This window comes from Lichenicola sp. GTC18331 (assembly GCF_055386855.1).
The window spans coordinates 1,222,939-1,239,965 of the sequence record NZ_AP045015.1 but is presented as its reverse complement, the minus strand read 5'-3'; the positions used below and the strand labels follow the sequence as shown (position 1 = coordinate 1,239,965).

General features: G+C 67.2%; 15 protein-coding genes, 1 tRNA gene and 1 pseudogene. 7 read left to right on the top strand and 10 right to left on the bottom strand.

The window, feature by feature from the left end; genetic code table 11:
* Positions 1 to 30 precede the first annotated feature (30 nt).
* The 7 genes from ACZ5BM_RS05800 to ACZ5BM_RS05770 form a co-directional block, all read right to left on the bottom strand.
* Positions 31 to 1,011 (bottom strand): ABC transporter ATP-binding protein, encoded by a 981-nt coding sequence (locus ACZ5BM_RS05800; protein ID WP_498910510.1) that lies wholly within the window; start codon positions 1,009 to 1,011, stop codon positions 31 to 33.
* The gene (locus ACZ5BM_RS05795; RefSeq protein ID WP_498910508.1) at positions 1,008 to 2,018 is read right to left on the bottom strand and encodes an ABC transporter ATP-binding protein; all 1,011 of its coding nucleotides are present in this window, start codon (positions 2,016 to 2,018) and stop codon (positions 1,008 to 1,010) included. The genes ACZ5BM_RS05800 and ACZ5BM_RS05795 overlap by 4 nt, the downstream gene beginning before the upstream one ends.
* A complete protein-coding gene (locus tag ACZ5BM_RS05790; protein ID WP_498910506.1) occupies positions 2,008 to 2,982 on the bottom strand; it encodes an ABC transporter permease in 975 nt (324 codons plus the stop codon). The genes ACZ5BM_RS05795 and ACZ5BM_RS05790 overlap by 11 nt, the downstream gene beginning before the upstream one ends.
* Positions 2,979 to 3,983: an ABC transporter permease gene (locus ACZ5BM_RS05785; protein ID WP_498910504.1), complete on the bottom strand. Its 1,005-nt coding sequence runs from the start codon at positions 3,981 to 3,983 to the stop codon at positions 2,979 to 2,981. Before ACZ5BM_RS05785 ends, ACZ5BM_RS05790 begins: the two co-directional genes overlap by 4 nt.
* Complete coding sequence (locus ACZ5BM_RS05780; RefSeq protein WP_498910502.1) at positions 3,980 to 5,749, bottom strand: ABC transporter substrate-binding protein; 1,770 nt, start codon at positions 5,747 to 5,749, stop codon at positions 3,980 to 3,982. The genes ACZ5BM_RS05785 and ACZ5BM_RS05780 overlap by 4 nt, the downstream gene beginning before the upstream one ends.
* Positions 5,746 to 8,550: a DNA polymerase I gene (gene polA, locus ACZ5BM_RS05775; protein WP_498911510.1), complete on the bottom strand. Its 2,805-nt coding sequence runs from the start codon at positions 8,548 to 8,550 to the stop codon at positions 5,746 to 5,748. Before polA ends, ACZ5BM_RS05780 begins: the two co-directional genes overlap by 4 nt.
* A gap of 68 nt (positions 8,551 to 8,618) precedes the next feature.
* The gene (locus tag ACZ5BM_RS05770; protein ID WP_498910500.1) at positions 8,619 to 8,840 is read right to left on the bottom strand and encodes a zinc-finger domain-containing protein; all 222 of its coding nucleotides are present in this window, start codon (positions 8,838 to 8,840) and stop codon (positions 8,619 to 8,621) included.
* Between the two features lie 95 nt (positions 8,841 to 8,935).
* On the opposite strand from ACZ5BM_RS05770, the gene ACZ5BM_RS05765 reads away from it, so the two are divergent.
* A complete protein-coding gene (locus ACZ5BM_RS05765) occupies positions 8,936 to 10,072 on the top strand; it encodes an alpha/beta fold hydrolase domain-containing protein (RefSeq protein ID WP_498910498.1) in 1,137 nt (378 codons plus the stop codon).
* A gap of 51 nt (positions 10,073 to 10,123) precedes the next feature.
* Positions 10,124 to 10,200 (top strand) — tRNA-Arg (locus ACZ5BM_RS05760).
* A 63-nt stretch (positions 10,201 to 10,263) separates the two neighbouring features.
* On the opposite strand, the gene ACZ5BM_RS05755 is transcribed toward ACZ5BM_RS05760, so the two are convergent.
* Together ACZ5BM_RS05755 and ACZ5BM_RS05750 are read right to left on the bottom strand one after the other, a co-directional pair.
* Positions 10,264 to 10,599 (bottom strand): cupin domain-containing protein, encoded by a 336-nt coding sequence (locus ACZ5BM_RS05755; RefSeq protein WP_498910496.1) that lies wholly within the window; start codon positions 10,597 to 10,599, stop codon positions 10,264 to 10,266.
* Positions 10,600 to 10,662: 63 nt separating this feature from the next.
* Positions 10,663 to 11,064, bottom strand: a pseudogene (locus tag ACZ5BM_RS05750) (O-methyltransferase); the annotation flags it as partial.
* 88 nt (positions 11,065 to 11,152) lie between these two features.
* Here ACZ5BM_RS05750 and ACZ5BM_RS05745 point away from each other — a divergent pair.
* Positions 11,153 to 12,379: a hypothetical protein gene (locus tag ACZ5BM_RS05745; RefSeq protein WP_498910495.1), complete on the top strand. Its 1,227-nt coding sequence runs from the start codon at positions 11,153 to 11,155 to the stop codon at positions 12,377 to 12,379.
* 15 nt (positions 12,380 to 12,394) lie between these two features.
* Here the strand turns inward: ACZ5BM_RS05745 and ACZ5BM_RS05740 are convergent, their stop codons facing one another.
* On the bottom strand, positions 12,395 to 13,291 hold the full coding sequence (locus tag ACZ5BM_RS05740) for a LysR family transcriptional regulator (RefSeq protein ID WP_498910493.1): 897 nt from the start codon (positions 13,289 to 13,291) through the stop codon (positions 12,395 to 12,397).
* A gap of 131 nt (positions 13,292 to 13,422) precedes the next feature.
* Between ACZ5BM_RS05740 and ACZ5BM_RS05735 the strand changes: the two genes are divergently transcribed.
* From ACZ5BM_RS05735 to ACZ5BM_RS05720, 4 genes are all read left to right on the top strand, one after another.
* Positions 13,423 to 14,517 (top strand): alkene reductase, encoded by a 1,095-nt coding sequence (locus ACZ5BM_RS05735; RefSeq protein ID WP_498910492.1) that lies wholly within the window; start codon positions 13,423 to 13,425, stop codon positions 14,515 to 14,517.
* Positions 14,518 to 14,569: 52 nt separating this feature from the next.
* On the top strand, positions 14,570 to 15,244 hold the full coding sequence (locus ACZ5BM_RS05730; protein ID WP_498910490.1) for a peroxiredoxin-like family protein: 675 nt from the start codon (positions 14,570 to 14,572) through the stop codon (positions 15,242 to 15,244).
* A gap of 130 nt (positions 15,245 to 15,374) precedes the next feature.
* Positions 15,375 to 16,250, top strand: coding sequence for a Rossmann-fold NAD(P)-binding domain-containing protein (locus ACZ5BM_RS05725; RefSeq protein WP_498910488.1), 876 nt, complete (start codon positions 15,375 to 15,377; stop codon positions 16,248 to 16,250).
* A gap of 152 nt (positions 16,251 to 16,402) precedes the next feature.
* Positions 16,403 to 16,852 (top strand): cupin domain-containing protein, encoded by a 450-nt coding sequence (locus ACZ5BM_RS05720; RefSeq protein ID WP_498910487.1) that lies wholly within the window; start codon positions 16,403 to 16,405, stop codon positions 16,850 to 16,852.
* Positions 16,853 to 17,027: the final 175 nt, after the last annotated feature.

Here is a 17,027-nt window from a genome sequence, read left to right as displayed (position 1 = left end):
CGCCCGGGATTTTTCGTTTGTGCGCGCGGTTCAGCCGCGCAGCGGGAAGTGGCAGGCCGCTTCCCGCCCTTGTCCCAGATCGCGCAGGATCGGTGCCATCGTGCTGCATAGGGCCGCGGCGGATGGGCATCGCGTGTGGAACCGGCAACCGCTCGGTGGCGAGACCGGGCTCGGTACGTCGACCGCGAGCGTGATCCGGCGCGCCGTGTCGCCCACCACCGGTTCCGGCACCGCGGAAATCAGCGCCGCCGTGTAGGGATGCGCGGGGGCGTGCAGAACCGTGTCGGCCGGCCCGATCTCCACCACCGCGCCCAGATACATCACCGCCACACGGGTCGCGATCTGACGCACCACGCTGAGGTCGTGCGCGACGAAGACGTAGGTGAGACCGAGCGATTCCTGGAGATCCATGAACAGGTTCACGATCTGCGCCTGGATCGACACGTCGAGCGCCGAGACCGGTTCGTCCGCGACGATCAGTTCCGGCGAGAGCGCCAGCGCACGCGCGATGTTGATCCGCTGGCGCTGTCCGCCGGAGAATTCGTGCGGGTAGCGTTGCAGCGCCGTCTCGGGCAGGCCGACCAGATGAGCCAGCGTGGCAAGACGCTCGGCGATCTCGGTTTCGGTACGCCGCGTGCCGTCGGGGTGCGCGTGTATCCGCAGCGGCTCCGCGATCAGATCGCCGACGCGCCGGCGCGGATTGAGCGAGGCGTAGCTGTCCTGGAACACCATCTGCATGCGCGGACGCAGCGGGCGGAGCTGTTTGTCGCTGTCTCGCGAGATGTCGCGTCCGTCGAACAGGATCTGTCCGTCGGTGATCTCGGTCAGGCGCAGCATGCAGCGTCCGAGCGTCGATTTGCCGCAGCCGCTTTCGCCCACCAGGCCGAGGATCTCGCCGCGTTCGACGCTGAGGCTGATGCCGTCCACCGCGCGCAAGGTGCGATAACCGCGCAGGGCCGAGCCGATGCGATAATGCTTGGCAAGCGCGCGTGTTTCCAGAAGCGTGCTCATGCTGCGGAGACCGTGCGCGCAGGCAAGGCGCGTCCTTCAGCCGGCAACACGCAGGCGACCTGTTGCGAACCGAGCGCCATCAAAGGCGGGCGCGTTTCGCAGGATCCGTGGCGGTAACCGCAGCGCGGCTGGAACGGACAGCCGACAGGGCGCGCGGACGGTGCCGGCGGTGCGCCGGGAATGGAGGGCAGGCGCCGGGGGCGCACGCCGCGCAGAGGCGGAATGCTGTCCAGCAGCGCCGCCGTGTAGGGATGGGCCGGCCGGCGGAACAGCGCCTCGGTCGGGCCGTGCTCTGCGACGTTGCCGGAATAAAGCACGGTGGTGCGGTCGCAGGTTTCCGCCACCACGCCCATATCGTGGGTGATCAGCAGGATCGACGAGCCGAAATCCCGACGCAGGCGACGGAGAAGATCGAGAATCTGCGCCTGCACGGTGACGTCGAGCGCCGTGGTCGGCTCGTCGGCGATCAGCAGGGACGGGTTGCAACTCAGCGCCATGGCGATCATCGCGCGCTGACGCAGACCGCCGGACAGCTGATGCGGATAGCGATCGGCGGCGCGTCTCGGATCGGGCACGCCCATCTCGCCCAGCAGTTCCACCGTGCGCGCCCGCGCGCCGGCACGCGACAGCGGCTGATGCGCGCGCAACTGTTCGTCGATCTGCCAGCCAACCGTATGCACCGGGGTGAGCGCCGTCATCGGGTCCTGGAAGATCATGGCGATCTCCGCGCCGCGCAGGGCGCGCAGGCTGCGGCGATCGAGTCCGAGCAGTTCCCGTCCGCGGAACCGGATCGAACCGGCGATCCTGGCGCCGGGCGCATCGATCAGTCCCATGATCGCGAGCGCGCTCATGCTCTTGCCGGAACCGCTCTCGCCCACCAGACCCATGATCTCGGCGCCGCCGAGCCGGAACGACACGTTCTCGACGATGTTCACCATGCGGCCACGCCCGGCGGGCAGGGCGATCGTCAGGTTCTCGACCGACAGCAGGGGCGTTTCAGCGTCCATCGCGCACCCTCGGATCAAGCAGAAGATAGAACAGATCGACCACGGCGTTCGCCACTACCACGAACACCGCCGAATACATCACCGTCGCCATGATCAGGGGCAGATCGAGATTCACCAGGCCCTGATAGGTAAGTCGTCCGACGCCGCCGAGGCCGAACACCACCTCGGTGAGCAGCGCGCCGCCGCCAACGAGCTGGGCGAAGTCGAGCCCGAACAGGGACACGAAGGTGATCATCGAGGTGCGCAGACCATGGAACAGCATCACGCGCGTTTCGCTGAGCCCCTTGGCGCGCGCCGTGCGCATGAAATCCTCGCCGGAGGACGCGACGAGATCGGCGCGCAGCACGCGTCCGTAGAGACCGATGAACAGAACCGCCAGCGTGCACCAGGGAATGATCAGATGCGACGCCCAGGCCCAAAGCCCGTCGCGCAGCGGCACGTAGCCGAGCGGCGGCACCCAGGAGAACATCCAGCTGGTATGGAAGCGGCTCTGGGTGATGAGATTGGCGACTTCGCCGAGCCAGAACACGGGTATCGAGATGCCGACCAGCCCGGCCATCATCAGCGCGCGGTCCAGCACCGAACCGCGCGTCGCGGCGGCGATCGTGCCGATCAGGATCGACACCGTCACCCAGATCACCGCGGCGCCACCCACCAGCGACAGCGTCACGGGCGCGGCGCGCGCGACCTCGGGCACCACCTTCTCGCCGTGATCGACATAGGAGGCGAGGTCGCGCGTGATGAACAACCGGTCCATCATGTGCAGATACTGGATCGGCAGGGGCTGATCGAAACCATACTGATGCCGGATCGCGGCCACGGTCTCCGGGCTAGCGTTGCGTCCGGCGATGCGCGCGGTGGGATCGGCGCCGGGGGTGGCGAAGAACACCAGAAACACGAGCACGCTGATGCCGAACAGCACGAGCGCGGTCTGCCCGAGGCGTCGGAGTACCGCGCCGATCATGCCCCGCTCCGCCGGCTGGTTTCGCGCACGTCGAGCGCGTCGCGCAGCGCATCGCCGAGAACGTTGAGCGCCAGAACGGTGACGACGATGGCAAGGCCGGGGGCGATCGCCACCCAGGGGCGCGTGTAGATCAGTCCTTGCCCGTCCTGGATGATGGTGCCCCAGCTGGCCGCCGGCGCCTGCACACCGATGCTCAGGAAGGAGAGTGCGCTTTCCGCCAGCAGCGCCAGCGCCATCACCAGAGGCGCCAGCACGATCAGCGTGGTGGACACGTTGGGCAGGATATCACACAGAAGGATGCGCCGTCGCGACGCACCCAGGCATCGTGCGGCCAGCACGAATTCCGATTGCCGCAGGCTCATCACCCGTCCGCGGATCGGGCGCGCGGCATAGGGCACGTAGACGAGGGCGATGATGCAGATCGGCAGGACGAGGCTGTCGGAGCGGATGGTGATCGGACCCAACCGCAAACCGTGGCTCACCGTGACGATGGAAAGCGAGATCGCGAACAGATAGACCGGGATCGCCCACATGATGTCCATCATGCGCGACAACAGCGTATCGACGATGCCGCCGAAGAAGCCGGCGCAGATCCCGACGCTGGCGGCAAGAACGATGCAGAGCAGCGCGGCCGAGAACGAGATCAGTAGAGAGTTCCTGCCGCCATAGAGCAGGCGCGCGGCGACGTCGCGCCCTTGGCTGTCGGCACCGAGCAGATCGGCGCCGGGGTTCCAGGTCGGGCCGATCGGCGTCAGGCCCAGATGCAGCCGGTTGTTGTTCGGCTGCATCACCGGGATCTCCTGGCCGTGCAGCGTGACCGTGCCGGCGACGTCGCTTTCAAACGGGTCGGTATGGGCGATGTGCGACGCATAGAACGGCGCGCCGGCCGAGAGGATGACCAGCAGAAGCAGGACGGAGGCGGCGGCGATGGCGCTCGGCATGCGCGACAGGCTGCGCAGTGCGACGGCCCAGGGCCCGCGCGTCCGCGGTGTGGCGTTCATTTCACCCAGGCCTGCGAGAACAGAAGGTGGTAGAGATTGGTGGTGTAGAAATTGCCCAGACGTTTCGACACCAGCTCGATCTTTCGGAACTGGAACAGCGGCACGGTGGGTGCTTCCTCGGCCAGGCGGCGATCGGCTTCCGCCCAGAGCTTGTTTCCGGCCGCCTTGTCGGTGACGGATACCAGGGCGGCGCGATGGATCAGATCCTGGAAGGTCGGATCGCAGAAGCCGGAAACGTTCGGCGAGGAATCCGAGCCGGGATGGAAATTCTCGCAGCCATAAAGGGCGGTCAGGAAATCCGAAGGCTCGGCATAATCGGCATACCAGTTGTTGATGCTGATCTGCACATTGTTGTTGGTGTTCTGGATGTAGGTGAACTGGATCGCGAACGCGATCGGCTTCACGTCGGCATCGTAGCCGATCCGGCGCAGCGTGTTTTGCAGATCGGTGCCCATCGCAATCTCCACCGCGCGGTTCGGCACCACCAGTGTCACGTGCATGCCCTTGGTGCCGCTTTCCTCCACCAGCTTCTTCGCCAGGGCGAGATCGGGCGCGGACCATTGCTTGGCCGGATGCTGGAAGTCGGCGCCCTTGGTGTAGGGGCAGAACGGTTCGTAGCCCGGCAGACCCTTGGGCACGGTCTGGCACAGGATATCCGCCACGGCCGGACCGCCCATGAAAGTCTGCATCGCGCGCCGGTTCACCGCGTAGTTGACCGCCAGACGCGCCTTCAGGTTGTTGAAGGGCGGCAGATGAACGTTCAGCGGCAGGTAGTAGGTCGCGTAGACCGGATTGATGTGCACCTGGTCCGGCACCGTGTCGCCCAGCTCGCCGTAGCGATCCAGCGGCACGTTGTCATACATGTAGTCGAAATCGCCGTTGATGGTGGCGGTGGTTTCCGCCTCGTCGCTGAGCCCGAACGAATACACCATCCGGTCCACGTAGCCGTCCGGTTGCGCTTCCGCCGACCAGACATGGAAGAACGGGTTCCGCTCCACGACCATCTGCCGGTTCGGATCGTAGGACACGATCCGGTAGGGGCCGGTGCCGGGCGGCGCGGTGTTGCCGAGATCATGCGGCGCGGTGTCGGCCGGCAGGATATAGGCGTGCGCGAAGGCGAGCTTGTCAAAGAACTCGGCATCCGGATGGGTCAGGTGGAACGTGACGGTCCCGGCGCGCTCGTCGCCGACCACCCCGCCGGCCAGGGTGCAATGCGCGCCGTCCTTGAGACATGCCGCCGCGCCGACGATGCCGCCGTAGAAGCCGCCGGCGGTGGGCGAATTCACCTTGAAGATGCGCTGGAAGCTGGCCACGACATCGTTCACGTCGAGCACATGCCCGTTGGAAAAACGGATGCCGGGACGCAGGTGGAAGGTGTAGGTCAGGCCGCCGTCTTCCGGCGGCGGCAGCGCCTCGGCGAGATCGGCCACCGGAACGTTGCTGGCATCGCCGGGATGTTTCGAGAATGCGGTGAGGCCGTCATAGACGACGACCTGCACCTGGAACATCTCGGAGATGTAGTTGATCTGCGGATCGGCGGTGCCGGCGCCGGCATCGGCGGTCAGACGCAGCGTGCCGCCGCGATGCGGGCTGCCTTTGGTTTCCCCGTCCGGCGAGACATAGGGCGGCAGATCGGTGGAATCCGGCGCGCGGGTCTTCGGTGCCGGCGCTTCGGCGACCGGAACCGGCGGGGGCAGGGGGGCCGGGGCGGCGGCGGCGGTGGCCAGCAGCGCCGCCGGAAGCAGTTGACGCAGCAGGGGGCTCAATGCGCCTCCGCCCAGCTGCGGCCGATCCCCGTTTCCACCACCAGCGGCACGCGCAGCACGGCCGCGTTCTGCATCACGTCGCGCACCAGGGCCGCCAGCGTTTCCGCTTCCGCTTCCGGCGCCTCGAACAGCAATTCGTCATGCACCTGCAGCAGCATGCGCGCTTCGAGCCCGGCCTTCCGCATCGCCGACGGCAGACGCACCATGGCGCGCTTAATGATGTCGGCGGCGCCTCCCTGCAACGGCGCGTTGCTGGCCTGTCGTTCGGCATAGCCGCGACGGGCGCCGTTCTTGTCGTCGATGCCGGAAATCCAGCAACGGCGGCCGAACGGCGTCAGCACGTAGCCGTTCGCCTTCGCCTCGTCCCGGGTGCGGTCCATGAAATCGCGAATGCCCGGATAGCGTGCGAAATAGGCGTCGATATAGGCGCGTGCCTCGCCGGGCGGGATCGAAAGCTGTTTCGCCAGACCGTAGGCGGAGATTCCGTAGATGATGCCGAAATTGATTGCCTTGGCGCGGCGACGCGTCAGGCTGTCCATCCCTTCCATCGGGATGTTGAACACCTCCGACGCGGTGCGGGCATGGATGTCCTGGCCTTCCGCGAAAGCTTCGCGCAGGGCAGGGATATCGGCGACATGCGCGAGCAGGCGCAGCTCGATCTGGGAATAATCCGCCGAGAGCAGCAGATGGCCAGGCTTCGCCACGAAGGCGCGCCGGATGCGCCCGCCTTCCTCCGTGCGGATCGGGATGTTCTGCAGATTGGGCTCGTTGGAAGACAGACGCCCGGTGGCGGTGATCGCCATCTGGAACGAGGTGTGCACGCGTTTGGTGTCGGGATTGATCTCCTGCACCAGCGCGTCGGCGTAGGTGGATTTCAGCTTGGCGAGCTGGCGCCACTCCAGGATGCGTTTGGGAAGTTCGCTGCCCTGGTCGGCCAACGATTCGAGCATCGCCGAGTCCGTGCTCCAGGCGCCGGTTTTCAAACGCTTGCCGCCGGAGAGCTTCATCTCGTCGAACAGGATCTCGCCGAGCTGCTTCGGCGAGCCGAGATTGAAGCTGCGCCCGGCCAGGGCATGGATCTCGGTTTCCATCACCGCCATGCGCGCGCCGAAATCGGCCGACATGCGGCGCAACTCGGCTTCGTCCACGGCGATCCCGGCGTTTTCCATGTCGTGCAGGACACGGATCAGCGGTCGCTCGAGTTGCTCGTAGAGCGCAAGCGAGTGGTTGGTGCGCAGCGTCGGGTGGAGAATGCGCCAGAGCCGAAGCGTCACATCCGCATCTTCGGCGGCGTAGTCGGTGGCTTTCGGCAAAGGCACGCGCGCGAACGGGATGCGGTTGCGTCCGGTGCCCGTGACCTGGTCGTAGGTGATCGGCGTGTGGCCGAGATGGCGTGCGCTCAGCTCGTCCATGCCGTGCCCATGCAGCCCCGTCGCCTGGGCGTAGGAGATCAGCATGGTGTCGTCGATCGGCCCGATACGCAGGCCGGCCCGCGCACGCTCCAGCACGGCCAGATCGAACTTGGCGTTCTGGAACACCTTGAGCGTGCCGGGATCTTCCAGAAGCGGTGCCAGGATCTCCAGGGCGCGCGCGGTGTCGATCTGCGGCCCGGTCGGGTACTCCAGATCCCCCTCGTGGCGCAGCGGCACGTAGCAGGCATGACCCGGTTGGGTGGCGAGCGAGAAGCCGACGAGACTGGCCCGGCGCGGGTCGAGTCCGTCGGTTTCGGTATCCACCGCACACAAACCGGCCGTGCGCGCCTCCGCGACCCAGCTTTCCAGCTCGGCCTCGTTGGTGACGCAGAGATAATCCGCGAACGGGGCATCGTGTTTGGGGATCAGGTCGGACGTGCCGTCCGTCGGCGTCGCGACGGATGAGGCGGTCGCTTCCGGTTCCACCGCCTCGATCGACAAACGCTGGGCGATCGATTTGAAGCCCATCCCGCCGAGCCAGACGCCGAGACCGGTGCTGTCCGGCGTGGTGAAGCCGAGCGCTTCCACCGGCAGGGGCATCGGCGCATCGGTGCGCAGGATCACCAGATCGCGCGAGATGCGAGCGTTCTTCTCATGCGCCTCCAGCGCGTCGCGCCGCTTGGACGGCTTCATCTGCCCGGCATGCAGCGCGCGATAGATGCCGTCGAGATCGCCATACTCGTTGACCAGCGTGGAGGCGATCTTGGGGCCGATCCCGGGCACGCCGGGAACGTTGTCGACGCTGTCGCCCATCAGCGCCTGGACCTCGACCACCTTGTCCGGTGCCACGCCGAAACGCTCGCGCACCTCGTCGAGGCCGATCGGTTTCTGCTTGATCGGATCGAGCATGTCGATGCCCGGCCGGATCAGCTGCATCAGATCCTTGTCGGACGAGACCACGGTGCAGCGCCCGCCGGCGGCGGCGACATGGGTGGCGTAGGTGGCGATCAGATCGTCCGCTTCGAACCCGGCGAGTTCGATCGCGGGAATGCCGAAGGCGGCGGTCGCTTCGCGCACCAGCGCGAATTGCGGCACGAGTTCAGGCGGCGGTTCGGGACGATGCGCCTTGTACTGGCCATACATCTCGTTGCGGAACGTCACCCGTCCGGCATCGAAGATCACGGCGAGATGGGTGCCGACATGCTCGCGCAGGAAGCGCGCCACCATGTTGGTGAAGCCGAACACGGCGTTCACGGGCGTGCCGTCGCGGCGCGTCATCGGCGGCAGGGCGTGAAAGGCGCGGAAGATGAAGCCGGAGCCGTCGATCAGCACCAGATGGGTGTCGGCGAGCGCGTTCCCGCGCTCGGACGTGGTTTCGACCGACCGGATCGCGCGATCCACGTCCTTGGCGTCTTCCGCTACCCGGACCTCGTCCCTCCGGGGCCGTGTGTCGTCGGTCAATGGCCGCTATCGTCGCCTTCGCCGGCGCCGGGCGCCAGCACGTAGACCCGCGAACAATAGGGACAGAAGGTCTGTTCGCCGACGATGCGCAGCCAGACGCGCGGGTGGCCGAGCGGCCCGGCGCCGCCGTCGCAGGCGAGCACGCGCGAGGTGACGGTGATGGTTTCGATGGCCTCAGGGCCCAGTTGCGGGCTCGGAAGCGCGGCGCCGAACGGCATTCTTTGGCCTCGAGGATGGCAGGACGGGAGGGCGGATGATACGCACAAGCCGTCCGCTTTGGAACCTCTACCGGGGAAAGAGACAGCGCCTGCGCATGCGAAGCCGTTTCCGTTTGCCGGTGTCCGGCCGATCCATCGTCGATCCGGGCCGCCTCCGCCGCCTGGTTGTCGCCGGTCTTCGTGCCGCCCGCCTGCTGCCGGTTCCGTTGCTGCTTCTGTCCGCCTGTGCCGCTCACACGCCGCCGCCGGCGCCGCCGCGGACCCATCTCGCCGATCGCCGCCTGGTGCCGCCCGACACGGTGTTCACCCTGTCCGACGGTGCGCGTCTGCCGGCCCGGATCTGGCGCGCGACCGGCCCGGAGCGGGCCGTGGTGCTGGCGCTGCACGGCTTCAACGACAGTCGTGACGCCTGGGAATTGCCGGCCCCGATCCTGGCCGCGCAGGGCATCACCATGTTCGCGCCCGACCAGCGCGGTTTCGGCGGCGCGCCGGATCGCGGCCGCTGGGCCGGCACAGACCGCATGGTGCAGGACGCTGCCGAACTGGTCCGGCAGATCGCGTTGCGCGAGCCGGGCGTGCCGCTCTTCGTCATGGGCGAAAGCATGGGCGGCGCGATCGCGCTCTGCCTGGCCGCATCGCCCGACCGGCCGCCGGTGGCGGGGTTCATCCTGCTGGCGCCGGCGGTGTGGAGCCGCAAGGAGATGAACCCGACCCTGACCGCGAGCCTGTGGCTGGCCGCGACCTTCGCGCCGGACTGGCACCTGACCGGTCGCCATCTGCCGTTGCGCATCCAGGCCACGGACAATCGCGACGCGTTGTATCGGCTGGCCTACGACCCGCTCACCGTGCATGAAACCCGGGCGGCGACGCTGCGCGGTCTGGTGAATTTGATGACCCGGGCACAGGACGACGCGTCGCGGGCGACCGGCCGGATCCTGATCGCCTATGGCGGTCACGACCAGCTCGTTCCGCCCCGCGCCACCGCGTCCGCCTGGGATGCGCTGCCTCCCGGCGCGCGCAGGTCCTTCTATCCGTCCGGCTACCACCTGCTGCTGCGGGACCGGAATCGCGACCGGCCCCTCGGCGATATCGTGTCCTTCATGCTCGAGCCCGACCGGCCTTTGCCGTCCGGCGGTGACGTCGCCGCGGCGGGCTGGCGGGCAGGGGAGGGCTGGGACGCGGCGCCACCGCTCTTTCTGCCAGGCGCCCTGGACAGTCTCGCCGGTCGCTGAACCCGATCGGGGCTGGCGCTCGCTCCCGGTTCGGGCTATGCAACCCCGTCCGCACCCGTAGCTCAGCTGGATAGAGCGCTGCCCTCCGAAGGCAGAGGTCAGGGGTTCGAATCCCTTCGGGTGCGCCATATCTCGCCTCTTGATGACCGCTGAAACGGTCACAGCCGCAGGGGCTTCGGCGATCCGATCGATCACGCCTCCCCGATATGGATCGCGAGCCAGACGGTCGGCCGATCGGGATCGGTGAAGGTGACGCGATGCTCCACGCCCGCCGGAATCAGCAGATGGTCGCCGGGAAGCAGCGCGATCTCCCGGCCCCCCATCGCGATCCGCGCCGCCCCGGCGAGCAGCAGCACCCATTCCTCGTGCGCCTGCACATAGGGCCGGTCGACCGGCGTGATCTGGCCCTGCGACACGATGCGCTCGATCCGACAGCCCGGCCGTGAGACGAGTTCGGTGAAGGCCTCGTCCGCCGCTGCATCGGGCAGGGCGTCCAGAAGATTCGTCGGCATCCCGTCGGTCGTCATGGTGCGGCGCTCCGTTTCAGATCCGACACATCTGAACCGCACCGGCCACCCGACGCCAGCCCGCTACGCGATCCTGACCGCGAATTCGTTGCCCCGCCCTTCGTCGATCGGCAGGGTCTGCGCGACATAACCATTGGCCGGGTCCCGGACATAGCGGAGATAGTCCGGGGCGAACCCGTTCTCCGCCAGGATCGCCGCGCCCGGCCGCAGATGCGGCTCGATCAGTTTCAGGACCGGCAGATAAAGCGACCACGCCCCGTCGATATGCGCCAGATCGACCATGCCGCCGACATCGCGCAGCGTGTCGAGTGCGTCGCCTTCGCGGATCTCCACAAGGTCGGCGAGACCGGCTTCCTCCAGATGTCTCCGCGCACGCGCGGCCTTGCCCGGCTCGAGCTCGCTGCCGACGATCCGGCCGCCGCCATTGTCGCGCAAGGCCGCCGCCAGATAGAGCGCTTGCCTGCCTTGTGACCCGCCTGCCGCTCCGGCCTTGAACCCGGCCCCTGGGTCGGCTCATCGTGACCTCCACGCTCGCCAAGGGGAGACGAGGACCATGACGCTGCAACCGCCGCAGGATGGGCTGACAGGTCTGGCGCCGATCGAGCCCGTCCGCTCGATCGGCACGATGCCGAACGCGCAGCACCAGACCTTCCACGGCTTTATGACCGGCGCACCCTACCAGCTCGCGATCGTCGAATTCGACGATCAGGGACGCTGCTACGATCGCGGCCAGATGGACGGCATCGCCAACGCGATTGAAGCGCTGATGGAAGCGGAAACCGACGTCGTGTTTCTCGTCTTCGTGCATGGCTGGCAGCACGATGCGCGCACGGACGATCCCAATCTCTCCGCCTTCCGCACGCTGCTTAGCGAAACCGTCGCGCATGAGCGCGCCACGACCGCGCCGGGCGCGACGCCGCGCGCGGTGCTCGGCGTGTTCGTCGGCTGGCGCGGTCTGTCCGAATTCGGCCTCGGCCCGGCGATCGCCGACGCGACGTTCTGGGGCCGGCAGGCAGCGGGCCAGCGCGTCGCGACAGGCTCCGCTCGCGAACTGTTCGGCAGGCTGCGCCATTATCGCAACCACCGCCTCGATCGTCAGGGATCGCCGCTGCTGGTCATCGCCGGTCACAGCTTCGGCGGCATGATCGTTTATTCCGCTTTGTCGCAGTCGCTGATCGAGGCGGCTTCGGCTCCTGCGGGCGAACTGGTGCCGCGCTTCGCCGATCTGGTGCTGCTGGTGAATCCGGCGATCGAGGGCGCGCGCTATCTTCCCATCCATGATCTCGTCGACGGCAACGCGTTTCGGCAGCGCGCCACCGCGCAGCTTCCCGTCTTCATCTGCGCGCAGGCTGAAAACGATCAGCCGGTCGGCACCTGGTTTCCGGTCGGGAACGTCGCGCACGGTCTGACCGAGGCGACCATCGGCGCGCTGGAAAAGGAGTGCGTGACGCACGCGATCGGCTTCGTACCCTCGTTCCGCACGCATCGCCTCGGCGGCCCTGTCGGCGACGATCCGTTCAACCTGTCGCCGCCGGAAACGGCGCAGAACAATCCGTTCTGGGTGGTCGGCGCCACGCCTGAAGTGATCGACGGCCATGGCGGCATCTGGCAGAAACCGTTTCTGCTGTTCCTCGCCAGCATCGTCTTCCGTCACGTCCAGGCGTCGAAACGGCCCGCCGCGCGCGTCCGCGCCTTGCAGGCGGCACCGGGACAACACGAGACCGAGACGCTGGCCGCCTATGCGCGCACCATCGGTCCGATCGCGGTGCCGCCGACGTAACGCGCCGCCGCCTGTTCACGCCGGACCGGCCAGCTTCCCCGCCATCGCCGCCTCCACGAAGCGCGCGAACGCGCGCGCCTTGGCGCTCGCCATGCGGCCGGTCGGGAACATCGCCCAGAGATCGATCGGCGGCAGCGCCCAGTCCTGGAGAACGCGCCGCACCGCGCCGTCCGCCAGCTCCGGCGCGAACATCCAGTCCGAGGCGATCGTCAGCCCCATATCCGCCAGCACCGCGGCGCGCAGTCCTTCGGCCGCACTCACGCGCACACGGCCGCGCACGGAGACGGAAGCCTCCGCACCTTTGCGCGTGAACGACCAGTGCGAGGGGAGCTGGCTGTAGATCACCGCCTCGTGCCCTGCGAGGTCGGCCGGGCTGTGCGGCACACCGGCACGCCCGAGGTAGCCGGGCGTCGCCAGAACCGAACGTCCGCCGGTCGCGATCCTGCGGGCCACGGCGCTGGAATCCGGTAGAGCGCCCAGACGCAGCGAGACGTCGACACCTTCCGACACCAGATCGATCACACGGTCGTCGAGGATCACGTCGATCTCCAGTCCGGGATGCTCGGACAGGAAGCGCGGCAGCAGCGGCACAACGTGCAGGCGCGCAAAGGTGGTGGCGGCCGATACGCGCAGACAGCCGGTGAGCCCCGCCCCGGCGCCGCGTGCGGCCAATTCCGCCTCGTCCGCTTCCTGGAGCGCCGCCTTGGCCCGTTCGAGAAAGCGCAGTCCCGCCTCGGTCGGCGTCAGCCCGTGCGTCGAGCGGATCAGCAGGCTCACCTGGAGCCGGTTCTCCAGCTGCGCGATCGTCTTCGACACCGCCGGCTGGCCCACATTCAGCAGACGCGCCGCCGCCGAGAACGAGCCGGTTTCCACCACGCGAACGAAACTGGCCATCGCCTGATACCGGTCCATCCCATTCCTCCCAGGAATAAACCTTATCGCGACAAGGGCGCTGCCGTCTTGTCGGGCGAAGGGGCATCTCTTGGTAGCGCCATCGTCGAACCCGGTCTTTGCCGGCCTGATGCGCCCCCGGGAGGAGACCCATGTCGAAACTCTTCACACCGTTCACCGCCGGCGCCCTGTCGCTCGGCCACCGCGTGGTGATGGCGCCGCTGACACGCATGCGCTCGGATGCAGGCGACCGCCCGAGCGCGCTGATGCTGGAATACTACACGCAGCGCGCTTCCGCGGGCGGCCTGATCATCTCCGAAGCCACTCCGGTGTCCCGCCAGGGCTACGGTTATGCGGGTGCGCCGGGCATCTACGATGATGCGCAGATCGAGGGCTGGCGCGCGATCACCGATGCCGTTCATGCACGCGGCGGCCGGATCGTGATGCAGCTCTGGCATGTCGGCCGCCAGTCTCATCCCGATCTGCAGCCGGGGCGGCAGGCGCCGGTCGCCCCGTCGGCGATCGCGGCGGAAGGCCATGCCTACGCCACGCACGGCCCGGTGCCGTTCTCGGAGCCGCGTGCGCTGGAGCGCTCGGAAATTCCGGCCATCGTTTCGGAGTTCGGCGCTGCGGCGGCGCGTGCGAAGCGGGCCGGTTTCGACGGCGTCGAGATCCATGGCGCGAACGGCTATCTGCCGGATCAATTCCTGCAGGACGGCACCAACCGCCGTACCGACGATTACGGCGGTTCGCTGGAGAACCGCGCGCGGTTCCTGCTGGAGGTCACCGGAGCGGCGATCGACGCGTTCGGTGCCGACCGGGTCGGCGTGCGCCTCAGCCCTAGCGGCACATACGGCTCGATGTCGGACAGCGATCCGCAGACGACCTTCGGTTATGCTGCCTCCCGTCTCGATGCCTTGGGAATCGCCTATCTTCACATCGTCGAACCGCGCATCAAGGGCACGGAGCTGATCTCGCAGGCCGAGCCGGTCGCTGCGCATCATCTGCGCGCCTTCTTTCCCGGCACCATCATCGCCGCCGGCGGCTTCGACGCGGAAAGCGCCGAGGCGATCCTCGACACGGGCGACGCCGATGCGGTGGCGTTCGGGCGCGCCTTCATCGCCAACCCGGATCTGCCGGAGCGTCTGCGTCTCGGCCTCGCGCTGAATGGCTACGACCGGGCGACGTTCTATGGCGGCGATGCGCGCGGCTACACCGACTACCCGTTTCACGAACGCGCCGCCTGAGCACAGAATCGGCATGCGCACCGTTTTCCCAGTCCAACACGAAAGACTCGTCATGACCCTGCAGAACAAGCTCGACGCCTTCAAGGCCGACTTCCGCGCCGGCAAGCCGCCCTATAACGTGCCCGCCGAGGTGATCGCGGTGATGGACCGCGCCACGGACGCGCTGATCGCCAGCAATGCCGCCGCCGGGGCGCTGAAGGCCGGCGATAAGGCTCCTGCCTTCACCCTGACCGACCCGGACGGCAACCCCGTTTCCTCAGCCGATCTGCTTGCGAAAGGACCTTTGCTGATCAGCTTCTATCGCGGCGTCTGGTGCCCATACTGCAACATGGAACTCCAGGCGCTTCAGGCCGCGCTGCCGGACTTCGAAGCGCTGGGCGCGCATCTGGTGGCGATCTCGCCTCAGACCCCGGTGAACAGCCGCAAATCGGTCCGTCAGAACGCGCTCGGCTTCCCGATTCTGTCCGATCCGCACAACGACGTTGCCGCCGCGTTCGGTCTGCGTTTCGAACTGCCGGATTATCTGGTCGAACTCTACAAGACCCTGAAGAACGATCTGCCGAGCTTCAACGGCGATTCGAGCTGGACGCTGCCGATGCCGGGCCGCTTCGTGATCGCGCAGGACGGCACGATCCTCTACGCCGAGGTGAACCCGGACTACACGCGCCGTCCCGAGCCGGAAGACATGCTGCCGGCGCTGCGTCGCGCCGTCGACAAGGCGGCCTGATGTTGGGTCCCGGCCGGGCAACCGGCCGGGGTTCGCCTCGATCCGTCACGATCACGGTTTCATGCCTCGATCGAACCGCTGCCACCGTTCCCCGTTCGGCGCCCGACACAGGCCGAATGGAGCGCACGCCATGACCACAGATCCGCGCACACGCTTTCCCCAGCCGCCTTTCGAGGCGCAGTCGCAGGAATTTCCGGGCTCGTCCGGCAAAATGAAGCCGGAGCCTGATTCCGGCGAAACCTCCTACAAAGGCTCCGGCAAGCTTGCGGGAAAGGTCGCGCTGATCACGGGTGGCGATTCCGGCATCGGACGCGCCGTCGCCATCGCCTATGCCCGCGAGGGCGCGGATGTGGCGATCTCCTATCTCGACGAGGAAAGCGAGGACGCACGCTATACCGAGCGTTTCGTGCGCGAGGCAGGTCGCGACTGTCTGCTGCTGCCGGGCGACATCGCGACGGTGGCCCAGTCACGCGCCATCGTCGCGAAGACGGTGGAGCGGTTCGGTCGTCTCGACGTTCTGGTCAACAACGCCGCCTTCCAGGCTACGCGTGCCACGCTCGACGAGATCAGCGAGGAGGAGTGGGACCGCACGTTCCAGGTCAACATCAATGCGATGTTCTATGTGACCAAGGCCGCTGTCCCGCACATGCAGCCGGGTGCTTCGATCGTGAACAGTTCTTCCGTGAACTCGAAGCATCCGATGCCGAGCCTTCTGGCCTATTCCGCCACCAAGGCCGCGATCGCCAACTTCACCGTCGGTCTGTCGCAGATGCTGGCCGAGAAGGGCATCCGCGTGAACGCCGTGCTGCCCGGCCCGGTCTGGACGCCGTTCATCGTCACGGGCATGGGCGAGGACAGCGTCGTGAAGTTCGGTGAACAATCCGCCATGGGCCGCCCCGGCCAGCCGGCCGAACTGGCACCGGCCTATGTGCACCTCGCAGCCGATGAAAGTTCCTACACAACGGGCGCGTTGTATCCGGTGCATGGCGGGATGGCGATCTTCTGATGAAGGTCTTCTTTTTCTGAAGAAAAAGAAGCAAAAAGACTTTTGTCCGTTTGGGTGATGAGAACCGGGATGATGCGGAGCCAAACGGACAAAAGTTCTTTGGTTCTTTCTTCCAAGAAAGAACATCCTCTTCCGCGACGGAGCGTCTCCCGATGATCGACCTGCGCGACCCCACGCTCGAGGCGCGCGACGTGATCGCCGCCCTCCGCCTGCTGCCGCATCCCGAAGGCGGCCATTTCCGCGAAACCTGGCGCGATGCGCCTGCGGATGGCAGCCGGGGCGCTTCCACGGCCATCCTGTTCCTGCTCGGGCTGGACGAACTGAGCGAATGGCACCGCGTGGATGCCGACGAACTCTGGTTCTGGCAGGCCGGTGCGCCTTTGTCCCTCACGACCTCCCCGAACGGCCATGATGCCGAAGCCCATACCCTCGGTCCCGATCTCGGCCTGAACCAGCATTTGCAAGCGGCCGTGCCCCGCCATCACTGGCAATGCGCGGTCTCGCTCGGGCGCTGGACCCTGGTCTCCTGCATCGTCGCCCCGGCCTTCTCGTTCGACGGCTTCGAGCTGGCCCCGCCCGGTTGGCGTCCGACGCCACGGTGATCAGGGGGAGGGCAAGGCGGCTCGAATGCCGGAACCTGCCTTGCTGTGCCAACTCGCGTTCGTTGGCTCACCGTTCCTCTGGATCAGCTTTGTCCACGGACGCTAAGTTGATACGGCAGGCCAGCAAGTGGACCGTTAGGAGGGCCCAAAGCCGAGTTTGACCTTGCTTGGCGAA

Excerpts from the sequence above, each read along its gene's own strand:
- ACZ5BM_RS05800 (WP_498910510.1), bottom strand. The coding sequence starts at position 1,011 with ATGAGCACGCTTCTGGAAACACGCGCGCTTGCCAAGCATTATCGCATC.
- ACZ5BM_RS05795 (WP_498910508.1), bottom strand. The coding sequence starts at position 2,018 with ATGGACGCTGAAACGCCCCTGCTGTCGGTCGAGAACCTGACGATCGCC.
- ACZ5BM_RS05790 (WP_498910506.1), bottom strand. The coding sequence starts at position 2,982 with ATGATCGGCGCGGTACTCCGACGCCTCGGGCAGACCGCGCTCGTGCTG.
- ACZ5BM_RS05785 (WP_498910504.1), bottom strand. The coding sequence starts at position 3,983 with ATGAACGCCACACCGCGGACGCGCGGGCCCTGGGCCGTCGCACTGCGC.
- ACZ5BM_RS05770 (WP_498910500.1), bottom strand. The coding sequence starts at position 8,840 with ATGCCGTTCGGCGCCGCGCTTCCGAGCCCGCAACTGGGCCCTGAGGCC.
- ACZ5BM_RS05765 (WP_498910498.1), top strand. The coding sequence starts at position 8,936 with ATGCGAAGCCGTTTCCGTTTGCCGGTGTCCGGCCGATCCATCGTCGAT.
- ACZ5BM_RS05755 (WP_498910496.1), bottom strand. The coding sequence starts at position 10,599 with ATGACGACCGACGGGATGCCGACGAATCTTCTGGACGCCCTGCCCGAT.
- ACZ5BM_RS05745 (WP_498910495.1), top strand. The coding sequence starts at position 11,153 with ATGACGCTGCAACCGCCGCAGGATGGGCTGACAGGTCTGGCGCCGATC.
- ACZ5BM_RS05740 (WP_498910493.1), bottom strand. The coding sequence starts at position 13,291 with ATGGACCGGTATCAGGCGATGGCCAGTTTCGTTCGCGTGGTGGAAACC.
- ACZ5BM_RS05735 (WP_498910492.1), top strand. The coding sequence starts at position 13,423 with ATGTCGAAACTCTTCACACCGTTCACCGCCGGCGCCCTGTCGCTCGGC.
- ACZ5BM_RS05730 (WP_498910490.1), top strand. The coding sequence starts at position 14,570 with ATGACCCTGCAGAACAAGCTCGACGCCTTCAAGGCCGACTTCCGCGCC.
- ACZ5BM_RS05725 (WP_498910488.1), top strand. The coding sequence starts at position 15,375 with ATGACCACAGATCCGCGCACACGCTTTCCCCAGCCGCCTTTCGAGGCG.
- ACZ5BM_RS05720 (WP_498910487.1), top strand. The coding sequence starts at position 16,403 with ATGATCGACCTGCGCGACCCCACGCTCGAGGCGCGCGACGTGATCGCC.